The organism is Nocardioides sp. L-11A, from assembly GCA_029961745.1.
Taxonomy (GTDB): domain Bacteria; phylum Actinomycetota; class Actinomycetes; order Propionibacteriales; family Nocardioidaceae; genus Nocardioides.
This window is the reverse complement of the sequence record CP124680.1, coordinates 539,224-550,311: the sequence shown is the minus strand read 5'-3', so window position 1 is coordinate 550,311 and position 11,088 is coordinate 539,224. Positions and strand designations below refer to the sequence as shown.

12 protein-coding genes are annotated in these 11,088 nt (G+C 69.9%); 3 read left to right on the top strand and 9 right to left on the bottom strand.

The window, feature by feature from the left end:
• Positions 1-4: 4 nt before the first annotated feature.
• The 8 genes from QJ852_02515 to QJ852_02480 all read right to left on the bottom strand — a co-directional run bounded on the left by QJ852_02515 (position 5) and on the right by QJ852_02480 (position 7,402).
• Entirely contained in the window at positions 5-640 is a 636-nt protein-coding gene (locus QJ852_02515) for an isochorismatase family cysteine hydrolase (protein ID WGX97316.1), read from the bottom strand.
• Positions 630-2,018 carry an amidohydrolase family protein gene (locus QJ852_02510; protein WGX97315.1) on the bottom strand — a complete coding sequence of 463 codons (1,389 nt, stop codon included), beginning with the start codon at positions 2,016-2,018 and terminating at the stop codon, positions 630-632. Before QJ852_02510 ends, QJ852_02515 begins: the two co-directional genes overlap by 11 nt.
• A 222-nt stretch (positions 2,019-2,240) precedes the next feature.
• Positions 2,241-2,603 (bottom strand): DUF86 domain-containing protein, encoded by a 363-nt coding sequence (locus QJ852_02505; GenBank protein WGX97314.1) that lies wholly within the window; start codon positions 2,601-2,603, stop codon positions 2,241-2,243.
• Complete coding sequence (locus QJ852_02500) at positions 2,600-3,043, bottom strand: helix-turn-helix domain-containing protein (GenBank protein WGX97313.1); 444 nt, start codon at positions 3,041-3,043, stop codon at positions 2,600-2,602. Before QJ852_02500 ends, QJ852_02505 begins: the two co-directional genes overlap by 4 nt.
• A gap of 61 nt (positions 3,044-3,104) precedes the next feature.
• Positions 3,105-4,349, bottom strand: coding sequence for a hypothetical protein (locus tag QJ852_02495; GenBank protein WGX97312.1), 1,245 nt, complete (start codon positions 4,347-4,349; stop codon positions 3,105-3,107).
• The gene (locus QJ852_02490; protein WGX97311.1) at positions 4,313-5,521 is read right to left on the bottom strand and encodes a Dabb family protein; all 1,209 of its coding nucleotides are present in this window, start codon (positions 5,519-5,521) and stop codon (positions 4,313-4,315) included. Before QJ852_02490 ends, QJ852_02495 begins: the two co-directional genes overlap by 37 nt.
• 16 nt (positions 5,522-5,537) lie before the next feature.
• Complete coding sequence (locus QJ852_02485) at positions 5,538-6,062, bottom strand: aromatic-ring-hydroxylating dioxygenase subunit beta (protein ID WGX97310.1); 525 nt, start codon at positions 6,060-6,062, stop codon at positions 5,538-5,540.
• Positions 6,059-7,402: an aromatic ring-hydroxylating dioxygenase subunit alpha gene (locus tag QJ852_02480; GenBank protein WGX97309.1), complete on the bottom strand. Its 1,344-nt coding sequence runs from the start codon at positions 7,400-7,402 to the stop codon at positions 6,059-6,061. The genes QJ852_02485 and QJ852_02480 overlap by 4 nt, the downstream gene beginning before the upstream one ends.
• Before the next feature lie 208 nt (positions 7,403-7,610).
• On the opposite strand from QJ852_02480, the gene QJ852_02475 reads away from it, so the two are divergent.
• From QJ852_02475 to QJ852_02465, 3 genes are all read left to right on the top strand, one after another.
• On the top strand, positions 7,611-7,910 hold the full coding sequence (locus tag QJ852_02475; GenBank protein WGX97308.1) for a ferredoxin family protein: 300 nt from the start codon (positions 7,611-7,613) through the stop codon (positions 7,908-7,910).
• Complete coding sequence (locus QJ852_02470) at positions 7,907-8,887, top strand: NAD(P)/FAD-dependent oxidoreductase (protein WGX97307.1); 981 nt, start codon at positions 7,907-7,909, stop codon at positions 8,885-8,887. Before QJ852_02475 ends, QJ852_02470 begins: the two co-directional genes overlap by 4 nt.
• 92 nt (positions 8,888-8,979) lie before the next feature.
• Positions 8,980-9,744, top strand: coding sequence for an IclR family transcriptional regulator (locus QJ852_02465; GenBank protein WGX97306.1), 765 nt, complete (start codon positions 8,980-8,982; stop codon positions 9,742-9,744).
• An 82-nt stretch (positions 9,745-9,826) separates the two neighbouring features.
• Here QJ852_02465 and QJ852_02460 read toward each other — a convergent pair whose 3' ends face one another.
• On the bottom strand, positions 9,827-10,972 hold the full coding sequence (locus tag QJ852_02460) for an acyl-CoA dehydrogenase family protein (GenBank protein WGX97305.1): 1,146 nt from the start codon (positions 10,970-10,972) through the stop codon (positions 9,827-9,829).
• Between the last annotated feature and the right edge of the window lie 116 nt (positions 10,973-11,088).

Genomic DNA, 11,088 nt, shown 5'->3' with positions numbered 1-11,088 from the left:
AGGCTCAGCCATCGAGCGCGGCGGTCAACCCAGGAAGGTCGGTGACGACACCGTGGAAGCGCTCGATGCTCGCCAGGGTCGCGGCGTGCGCTTCGTCGTCGGAGTCGGCCACGCACTCGGCCGGGACGACGACGTCGAAGTCCCGTGCGTAGGCGTCGCGGATGGTGGAGTCCACGCAGAAGCTCGTCGTCGTCCCGAGGACGACGAGGACCTGCACGTCCTTCATCCGGAGCTCGACCTCGAGCGTGGTCTGGAAGAAGGCGCTCGAGCGGTGCTTGACGACGACCTCGTCGCGGTCCTCCTTGATCGCCTTCATCTCGTCGAGCAGCTCGGCGTCCCAGGTGCCGCGACGGCACAGCTCGAGCTTCACGCCCCGGCGCTCCAGGTGCGACGGGATGCGGCGCCGGCTGCGCAGCACGTCGTCGTCGTAGTGCACCTGCTGGGTGAACCACACCGGGATGTCCAGGCGGTGCGCCAGGTCGACCGCGGTCGTGACGTTCGGGATGATGTCCTGCGGGTTCTTCACCGCATCGGCGCCGAACGCCTGGCCCCGCGACCCCTCGGGGTGGCAGAAGCCGTTCTGCATGTCGACGACGAGCAGACCCACGTCCCGGGGGTCGAGCTTCACGTTAAGCGGCATGCCAGTTCCTCTCCTTGTCCTTGTCGGGTTCGGGCTTCACGACGACCTGGCCGCTGCCCGGCTGGGCCAGCACCTCGCCGTCGCGGTAGATCACGTCGCCGCGACGCATGGTCAGCGTCGGCCAGCCGCGCAGCGGGACGCCCTCGAAGGCGCTGACGAACTCGCTCTGGGTGACCTCGGGACCGACGACCCGCTCGGTCTCCATGTCGACGATGACGAGGTCGGCATCGGCGCCGACCTGGATCGAGCCCTTCGTCGGCGCGAGGCCGAACAGCCGGGCCGGGTTGTAGGCCATGGTCTCCGCGACCTTCTCGATCGCGATCCGGCCCTTGAGCACGCCTTCGGTGAGGACGACGGGCAGCATCGTGGCGAGACCGGCGAAGCCGGGCGCCTCCTCCCAGATGCCCTTGCCGGACTTGGGGATCGGCACGTGGTCGGAGCCGATCGTCGAGATCCAGCCCTCGCGCAGGCCGCGCCACAGCTCGGCCTGGTGCTCCGCGTTGCGCAGCGCCGGCGCGACCTTGCCGACGCCGGAGCCGGCCAGGCGGGCGTCGTCGGCGGTCAGGGCGAGGTAGTGGGGGCAGGTCTCGAGGACGACGGTGCGGCCCTTGCGGCGCGACTCGGCAGCCGCGTCGACCGCCATGCCGACGGTGGTGTGCGGGACGTAGAGCGGGCACTCCTGCAGGTCGGCGAGCCAGATCGCCCGGAGCAGGTCCTGCTCCTCGACGAAGTCGGGCCGCGACGCGCTGTAGGCCGCGAGATCGTCCCCGCCGGCCTCCTTGACCTTGGCGGTCAGGTGGCAGACCAGCGAGTCGTCCTCGCAGTGCACCATGCACCAGCCGTACGGCCCGAGCTCGCGGATCTTCTCCATGGCCGCGTACAGCACCGCGTCGTTGACCGACACCAGGCCGATGGGGTTACCGGGCTCGTAGCCGCCCATGTAGAACTTGAAGCTCGTGACACCGAACTCCTCGGCGTAGCGGGGGATCTCCTCCACCTGCTCCATCGTGGAGATGATGAAGTGGAACTGGGTGTCGACCAGCATCCGGGTCTTCGCGGTCTCGAGCTCGGCCGGGAAGGTGTCGAAGAAGGTCGACGGGGACCGGCGGTACTGCAGCACGGTCGTGACGCCCCCGACCGCCGCGCAGGCGGTCTCGGAGGCGAAGATCTCCGACAGCGGCCGGCCGCCGCCCAGGTGGACGTGCGGGTCCACGATGCCGGGCAGGACGTAGCGTCCCGCGGCGTCGATCCGCTCCGCGGCCTCCGGGAGCACGCTCTCGTCGGCGATGGCGACGATGCGGCCGTCCTGCACGGCGACCGCGGCGTCGACCACACCGCTCGGGCTGACGATCCGCCCGTTCGCGACGATGGTGTCCACGCGCATCTGACCTCCAGTTCCCGCTCTCCTCGACAAAGAGCGATCTCGCCTCGCGAAGCACTGGCAGGAGATCTCGGGTGGCTGTCGGCCGCACACCCGGCGCACAGTGCGTCAGGGCTGTAATCGACTCCCGGACGAGAGGCGATGCCGTCGTCGCCGACTCTAGTGAGCAGGGCCACATGCGTCAAGCATGCGGGATGACGTCTTGTAATGCGATATGCATCAAGAGCTGGTGCCATCGAGCCCGGGCAACACGATGTCGACGAGGTAGGTACATAGGGCCGGCACATCGGAGGTGAGCGTCCGCCACACGCGATGCGGGTCGAGATCGTCGTACTGGTGCGCGGCGAAGTTGCGCATCGCGATCATCAGTCGCCACGGCTGGTCGGGGAAACGCTCCAGGATGTCGGCCGGGATCCGGTTGATGGCTTCGCCGATCCGGATCAGCCCCATCTCCACGGCCCATTGGGTGCGCACGTCCCCCACGAAGGTCTCGACGTCAGGCGGAGCAAGCCCCGCGAGCACCTCACAGACCGTGACGACGCGGACAGCAGCGTCACGCGCCCTGGCAGCGCCGTCGCTCACACGGCCACCGCCTCGGAGAGCATGCGCGAGCGCAGCGGCTCACGAAGCGCGTCGGCCGCGATCACGTCGACCGGCACCTGGAGAAGGTCGGTCAATGCCAGCCGGAGACCGACCTCGTCGAGCAGGCTGGCCTCGTCGGTGAAGTCGACGAGCAGGTCGACGTCGGAGCCCGGCTCGTCCTCTCCGCGCGCGACGGAGCCCACCAGCCGCGGCCGCGTCGCATGGTGAGCCGTGACGATCTCGCGGATCGACGCGCGGTGCCGCTGCACACGAGCCGACGGGCGACCGACCAGAGCCCGGCGGATCCGACCCTCGACCTCGGGGCTGGGGACGCGTCGCCCGTTCTCGTACGCCGACAGGTTGGGCTGCGGCACCTGAGCGGCAGCCGCCAGCTCGGCCTGGGTCAGGCCTGCCGCACGTCGTTCTGCCCGGATGTCCACGACTCCGATCGTAGCTGGATATATCGCCCTCGATAAGGCGGCGTGGAGCAACCTCCGGGTGTCAGTGGTGGTGCTCGTGGTCGTGCCGGGCCCGCGGCGCCCTCTGGTGCGGGTGATGGTCACCCGCGAGGAGGGCCGTGTAGAGCTCGCGGTAGCGCTCCAGCTCGGCCAGGTCCACGACATCGCGACGCGGATCGGAGGACGATCGTAGGCTCTGCGGGCCGACGCGCACGGTGTCGATCCCGTGCTCACGCAGGACGACGCCGTCGGTCGAGCCGGTCCAGCCGACGATGTGCGGCACCGGCTCGCCGAAGACGTGCTCCCAGGCGTCCTGCGCCGCCCGGACGACGGGCGCGCGGGCCTCGGTGGCCTGCGCACCGTGCAGCCACTCGACGTCGACCACACAGCCACAGCCGGCCAGGGGGGTCGTCGCCAGCAGCGCGTGCAGGCAGGCGGTCAGCTCGGTGGCCAGCCGGGACGGGCGCTCACCGGGCACGGTCACGACGTACAGGTCGATGAGGAGCTCGGCCGGCAGCAGGTCCGGCTTGTCCGGCCAGCCGGCGCGCAGAGCCCCCACCCCGACCTGGGCGCCGACCTGGCCGACCGGCGTACGGCTGGCGAGATAGCGCTCCCGCCACCGCTCGATCGCGTCGAGGACGACGCCCGCGTGCCGCAGCACGCCGCCGGCCGGCGTCGCCGACGCGGGGGCGAGCGCGGCCCCGGAGGTGCCGGTGACCCGGACCCGGAGATAGGCCGCGCCCGGCTCCTCCCAGAGCAGTCCGCGTGGACCGCCCTTGGCGACGATCGCGGAGGGGATCTTGGGGGCGTCGGCGAGGAAGGCGCGGACGCCCTCGCCCCGACCGCCACGGCGGTGGGTGCCCCCGCCGGCGAGCAGGAGCGTGCCCCTGCCGGCGGCGGCGAAGGCTGCCAACGCCGCCGCCGCCGGCGCTCGGGCGACGCCGAGCCCGAACCCCTCGGCCGTGCCGTCGGCGACCCGGAGTGGACCGACCGGGTCGTCGCGGCCCGTGACGAGGGGATCGGAGATCCCTTCCCCGTCGAGGGAGGTGTCGAGGTGCGAGTAGAGCAGCGGCCCCGGCCCGGCGTGCCCGACCAGGTTGGCACCCTCGACGCCGTAGGGCTGCACGGTCCAGGTGATCGCGGGCCACCGCTCACCGCACCACTGCGCCAGCGCCGTGGCCGCGCGTCGCTCGCGGCCACGGGGCGCCGGCGTCTGGTCGAGCACGCCCAGGAGCTCGACCAGGACCTCGGTCAGAAACGACCCCAGTCGTCCGATGCCGGCCGCCACACGTCGATATTGCGCGGGTCGGCGGGCATCTTCCGGGCCCGGTGCGTCTCGTGCTCCTCCGGGGTGAACACCCGGTGGCTGTCGCAGAGCTCGAAGCGCGGGCCGAACTTCTTGTCGTGCAGGTAGAACGCGATGGACGTCGATGCCGAGTGGTTGACGATGTCCGAGGCGATCGGCGCACCCTTGTAGAGCGCGCGGGCGCGCATCCGCATGACGTGGTCGAGGCTCTTCATCGCGAAGCAGAGGTGCGCGACGTAGTGCTCGTCGTTCTTCTGGATCGCCAGGCTGTGGTGGTAGCGGTCCTCGCAGCGCAGGAAGGTCGCCGAGCCGACGATGTGGTCGGACGGGATGAACCCCAGCACGTTGATGTAGAAGTCCAGCATCTCCTCGTACTTGGTGGTCGCGAGGAAGGGGTGGACCAGGTCGAGCGGGCGGATCTCGATGCTCGGCGGCTCGGCGTACTCCTGGAACTCGGTGAAGAGCTCGACGAGCAGACCCTCGGGGTCGGCGAGCGCGAAGCCGTTGTCGCACAGCGCCTGCTGGCGCTCCTGGAGCGGGAGGATCTCCTGACCCGCGGCGATGGCGCGCTGCCTGATCTCCTCGAGCACCTCCTCGCTCTCGACGCTGAAGCCGACGGCCGTCGTCCAGCCGTCCGTGCGCTCGGGGGCGCTGATCAGCTCGATCGCGTGGTGCTCGATGTCGGCCCGCAGGTAGGCGTACTCGTCGGTGTGCTGCTCGAGCTGGAGCCCGACGTGGTACTGCAGGAAGTCGATCGTCGCCTGCATGTCCGGAACCTCGATGCGGGCGTACTCCATGCCGTACGGACCGCGTGGACGCTGGGTCACGCGTCCCTCCCTTCCCGCGTCGCCCTCGGGGCCCGCGAACTCGTAGGCGACGATCGCCTGGTCGGCGATCACCGGCCGCCACTTCTCGCGCACGAACTGCTCGTGCGACTCACTGTTGAGGTAGGCGAGCAGCTCCTGCTCGTCAGGGAACTCGACCGACATGCCGTGGGTGTAGGTCTGGTCCCGGCTGCTGATGTTCTCCCCCATCGACCAGTGCCGCATCGCGGGATAGCGCTCGGGGAAGGTCTCCAGCTCGGCCAGGATCGCCTGCCTGGTCCCCGCGGGGACCTCGTCGGCGAACCGGAAGAGCAGGGTGTGTCGGATCATCGGGCCGCTCCTGCCGTCAGAGGATGAAGCTCAGTCGGGCGCCGACGGGCAGCGCCTCGTGGCCGAGGATCGTCCGGCGCAGTCGATACTTGAGGCCCGCGTCGGTCGGGACGACGACGTGCTCGTACCAGCCGACGTATGTGTCGAACTGCCCGTCGCGGGCCCGGTGCGCGACGAAGGACGCGCGGATCCGCAGCGTGCCCTCCTCCTCGCCCGGGAAGAGCCGGACGTTGGAGATCAGCCGGTGGGTGCGCGAGTGCGGGTTCTCCGCATGCGCCTTGCGCGACTTCAGCCGCTTCACCCGGGCCTTGATCAGGTCGTAGTCGTCGTCGACGAACGAGCCGCCGGTGTGCAGCGACCAGCCGCGGTAGTCGGTGGTCGGGACCTCGTAGCGGGCGCCTTCCTCGAAGAGCGCGAACCAGCCGTCGTAGTCCCACGCGTCCAGGATGTCGGCCTCCGCGTAGAGGAAGTCCTCGATGTCGCCGCGGGTGATGGTGCGTCCGGCGACCTCGATCGAGCCGCGCACGTCTGCCTGCGTCATCGCACGTCCCTCCCCTCGAGGAAGCTGGCCGGCCGGTCACCGGTCACCGCGAGGCCGCCGCCGACGGCTTCCTCCCAGTACCGCCAGAAGCCGCGCATCGCGCCCTCGTCGATCGAGCGGCCCTGCTCGCCCTTGACCTCGTCGCGCATGCCGCGCGACATGTCGCTGTAGTCGAGGTCGCCGGCGCCCCTGGTCGCCTCGATGCCCCGCTGGACGGCCTCGTACGCCTCGATGTCGTCAGGCGTCGCCAGGCCGCCGGGGCCCACGAAGCTGACCACGGTCTTCATCCGCAGCGCCCGGGAGTCCGGGTGCTCCTCGCGGGGCACCAGCTGCCAGGCGCGGACATCGGTGTGGCCCGGCGCGACCGGCTCCAGCTGCCGGATCGAGAGGCCCTCGATGTCGAAGAGCAGCAGGTTCGGGAAGACGAAGAGGATGTGGCTCTCGTCGGCGATGTAGTGCGCGCGCTCCTCGCCGAGGCGCTCCACCATCTCGGCGCGGTGCTCCTCGGTGCGGACCCGCTCGTCCTCGCCGAAGCGCGGCTCCCAGACCATGGAGATCCGGCCGCCGTGACCGGTCAGCACCAGCAGCGAGTGGCCGTTGCCGAGGTTGTAGGCGTACTGGTTGTCGTCGGTGACGGCGAAGCCGGACTCGCGCAGGTAGCCGACGAAGGTGTTGTGGGTCGGCGAGAAGTGGTACCCGTCCATGGCGTTCTCGACGGCGAGCTTCCAGTTGCCGCGCACGCTGTAGAGCTGGACCCCGGGCAGCGTGGTGACGCCGCTGGCGTGCTGCTGCTCGATCATCGTCATGTAGTCGGCGGCGTCGCCGAGGTGCTCGAGGAGCGGCGGCACGTCGGGGTTGAACGAGATGAACACGTAGCCCTCGTGGATCTCCAGGCGGGGTACGGCGCGCAGCATCATGTTCTTCTGCAGCGACTCGATGTCCTCGTACGCGCCGTCGTCCGGGATCGCCGCGACGGTGCCGTCGTTGTTGAAGGTCCACGCGTGGTAGAAGCACTGGAACCGGCGCTGCGAGCCCTCGGTCTCGCGGCACAGCACGGTGCCGCGGTGCGGGCAGGAGTTGAGCCAGGCCCGCACCTGGCCCTCGGTGTCGCGGCAGAAGATCAGCGGCCGGCCGGCGATGGTCCGGACCTTGAAGTCGTTGACGTCGGGGATCTCCGTCTCGTGCCCGAGGTAGAGCCAGGTCCGCAGCCACACGTCCACCCGCTCGCGGGCGAAGATCTCCGGCGACCGGTAGGCCTCCCGGTTGACGCGGAACGTGAGTCGCTCCCAGTCCTCGACGAGCATGGGTTCCGCCACTCGCTCGGACACTTCGCTTGACATGTCGGTCGCTCCTTCGCCGTCGTGCACTCTGATCACTATCGCGAGATACCATCTCGCGATGCGACATAGCCTCGCCCACCCCACCGGGGCTGTCAAGAGGTCGGATGAATCCGGCCGACGGGTTGACGCCGACCCCTTCCTGGGTTCATTGTCCTGTCTTGTAATGAGAGATGCTGTCTCGGCATACATATACGGAAATGGAGTAGTCGTGCCCTACGTGATCACTGGTTCCTGTATCGACGTGATGGACCGGTCGTGCGTGGAGGAGTGTCCTGTCGACTGCATCTACGAGGGCGACCGGATGCTGTACATCCAGCCCGACGAGTGCGTCGAGTGCGCTCGCTGCGAGCCGGTCTGCCCCCAGATCTCGATCTACCACCACGACGACCTGCCCGACGAGTCGAAGGACTACGAGCGGATCAACTCCGAGTTCTTCGCCGACCTCGGCTCCCCCGGCGGCGCCCGCAAGGTCGGCCGCGTCGGCGCCGACCACCCGGACGTCGCATGAGCACCGGGACGACCCACGAGGTCGACCTGCTGGTCGTCGGCGCCGGCCCGACCGGCCTCTACGCCACCTACTACGCGGGCTTCCGCGAGTTGAAGGTCGCCCTCCTCGACGCGCTGCCCGAGGTGGGCGGCCAGGTCGCCGCGCTCTACCCCGAGAAGGCGCTGTACGACGTGGCCGGGTTCCCCTCGGTCCGCGGCCAGGAGCTGGTCGACGCGCTGCACGCCCAGGCCCGCTCGGCCGACCCGCTGATGCTGCTCGGCCGCACCGCCGTCGGCCTCGTGGAGCACGAGGACGGCGTCGAGGTCACCACCGACACCGGCGAGGTCGTCCGGGCCGGGGCGGTGCTCATCACCGCCGGCATCGGCAGCTTCACGCCGCGCGAGCTGCCCGTCGGCTCGGAGTACCTCGACCGCGGACTGCGCTACTTCGTGCCCCGACTGGCCGAGCTCGCCGACCAGGACGTGCTCGTCGTGGGCGGCGGCGACTCCGCCCTGGACTGGGCGCTCGGCCTGGAGGAGATCGCGCGCAGCGTCACGCTGGTCCACCGCCGACCGCAGTTCCGTGCCCACGAGCGCAGCGTCGCACAACTGGGCGCCTCGAGCGTCGAGGTGCTGACGCCGTACGAGGTGGCCAAGGTGTCGGGCGAGGACCACATCGACGAGGTCGTCATCGAGACCCGTGACGGCGAGAGCCGCACCCTCGCGGTGCAGGCCGTCGTCGCCGCGCTCGGCTTCATCGCCGACCTCGGCCCGATCGACGGCTGGGGCCTGGAGCAGGAGAAGCGGCACATCCTGGTCGACCGGACCATGCGCACCAACCGGGCCCGGGTCTTCGCCGCCGGCGACCTCGCCCACTACGAGGGCAAGGTCAAGCTGATCTCGATCGGCTTCGGCGAGGCGGCCCTCGCCGTGAACCACATCACCGCGCTGGTCCGTCCCGGATCCGCGCTCACGCCCGGGCATTCGTCAGACCTCTGACGACACGGGGCGTCCGCGCCCGCCGGACAAGGCGGCGCGGCGCTCCTCCCGTGCGATACTCCGTCGAGCCCAGCGCCCCGATTCGAGGTCACATGAGCACCAGCAAGAGCCCCAAGAGAGAGACGAGCGAGACCGCTCCCACCATCCAGACGGTGGAGCGGGCTGCGGTCGTCCTCGGCTCGTTCACGGTCGCCAAGCCCTACCTGAGCCTCAACGAGCTGACGGCGTCGCTCGGCACCAGCAAGGCCACGGCGCACCGCTACACCAAGGCGCTGCGCGCCGCCCACCTGCTCCGGTACGACGAGCGCACCGCGCTCTACTCGCTGGGCCCCCAGGTGCTGACCCTCGCCGCGTCCGCCCGCGCCGGCCTGCCGATCGTCGCTGCCGCCGAGCCGTACATGGAGGCGCTGCTGCACGAGGTCGACGAGACCGTCGTCCTCTCGGTCTGGGACGGCGAGACGGCGACCGTCGTCCGCTCGGTCGACAACACCGACCACATCATCCGGATCGGCGTCCGCTCCGGCGCCCGGCTCGACCTCACCGACTCCGCGCAGGGTCGGGTCTTCTGCTCCTTCCTGCCGCCCGAGCAGGTCCCCGGACTCAAGTCGATCCTGCGCCGCGCGCCCGAGCTGGCCGCGGAGTTCGACACCATCCGCGAGCTGGGCCTGTCCCTGAACTCCCCCGACATCAACGGCGTCCGCACCATCGCGGCGCCGATCTTCGAGGGCGAGACCATCGTCGCCGCGATGGCCATCGTCGGCACGGCCGTGACGGTCTCCGCCGACGTCGACAGCCCGATGGCCCGCGCACTGGTCCGGACCACCCGCGCGCTCTCCGAGGGACTCGGCGGCCACTGAGCCCAGACCACATCGACCCGGCGCGTCTGAACGCGCCGGGTCGATGCGTCTGAGACGTTCAGATGCGCCGGGTCGATGCGGGTCAGAGGCCCAGATCGCGGCCGATGAGCTCCTTCATGATCTCGTTGGAGCCGGCCCAGATCTTGGTGACGCGCGCGTCGCGCCAGGCCCGGGCGACCCGGTACTCGTTCATGAAGCCGTAGCCGCCGTGCAGCTGCACGCAGTGGTCGAGCACCTCCGACTGGACCTGCGAGGAGAACCACTTCGCCTTGGCCGCGTCGATCGCGGTGAGCGTGCCCTGGGCGTGGTTGAGCACGCACTTGTCGATATACGCCTCGGCCGCCTCGATCCGGGTGACCAGGTCGGCCAGCAGGAACTTGTTGTGCTGGAAGGTGCCGATGGGGGCGCCGAAGGCCTGGCGCTCCTTGGCGTAGTCCACGGTCTCGAGCAGGATCTGCTTGGCGTGCGCGATGTTCGCGACCGCGCAGCCGAGCCGCTCCTGCGGGAGCTTCTGCATCATGTGGATGAAGCCCATGTTCAGCTCGCCGATGATCTCGGCGTCGGTGACCCGGACGTTCTCGAAGAACAGCTCGGCGGTGTCGGACTCCTCCATGCCGACCTTGTCGAGCTTCCGTCCGCGCGAGAAGCCCTCCATGGTGGCCTCGATGCCGAAGAGCGTGATGCCCTTGGGCCCCTTCTCCGGGTCGGTGCGCACGGCGGTGACGAAGAGGTCGCCGGAGTAGCCGTTGGTGATGAAGGTCTTCGAGCCGTTGATGATCCACGCGTCGCCGTCACGGACGGCGGTCGTCTTCAGCGCGGCGAGGTCGGAACCGCCGGACGGCTCGGTCATGCCGATGCCGAGCAGGATCTCGCCGGAGCAGATGCCGGGGAGCCAGCGCTGCTTCTGCTCCTCGGTGCCCAGCTCGACGATGTACGGCGCCGTGATGTCGGCGTGGATGCCGTGACAGGTGGGGTACGCCGCGCCCGCCTTGGCGAGCTCCTCCTGCAGGACGGCGTTGAACCGGTAGTCGCCGGCGTCCGAGCCGCCGTACTCCTCCGGGACGCACAGGCCGAGCAGGCCCTGCTTGCCCGCCTCGAGCCAGAACTCGCGCGGGAGCGCCTTCGCGGCGATGTGCTCCTCGGTGTGCGGCAGGACGGACCGGTCCACGAACTCCTTGACGGACGCGCGGAATGCCTCGTGGTCCTCGTCGTAGATCTCACGCTTCATGCCGGCGACTCTACTCGCGGGTCACCTGGCCGGTCCTGGTCCCCGAGCACAACTGATCCCGCCCGGGGATCGGTCACGCCCAACGATCCGGGACCGTCCGTCCCCTACGCTCACCA

Coding starts and splice junctions, on each gene's coding strand:
- QJ852_02515 (WGX97316.1), bottom strand. CDS start 640: ATGCCGCTTAACGTGAAGCTCGACCCCCGGGACGTGGGTCTGCTCGTC.
- QJ852_02490 (WGX97311.1), bottom strand. CDS start 5,521: ATGATCCGACACACCCTGCTCTTCCGGTTCGCCGACGAGGTCCCCGCG.
- QJ852_02485 (WGX97310.1), bottom strand. CDS start 6,062: ATGACGCAGGCAGACGTGCGCGGCTCGATCGAGGTCGCCGGACGCACC.
- QJ852_02480 (WGX97309.1), bottom strand. CDS start 7,402: ATGTCAAGCGAAGTGTCCGAGCGAGTGGCGGAACCCATGCTCGTCGAG.
- QJ852_02470 (WGX97307.1), top strand. CDS start 7,907: ATGAGCACCGGGACGACCCACGAGGTCGACCTGCTGGTCGTCGGCGCC.
- QJ852_02465 (WGX97306.1), top strand. CDS start 8,980: ATGAGCACCAGCAAGAGCCCCAAGAGAGAGACGAGCGAGACCGCTCCC.
- QJ852_02460 (WGX97305.1), bottom strand. CDS start 10,972: ATGAAGCGTGAGATCTACGACGAGGACCACGAGGCATTCCGCGCGTCC.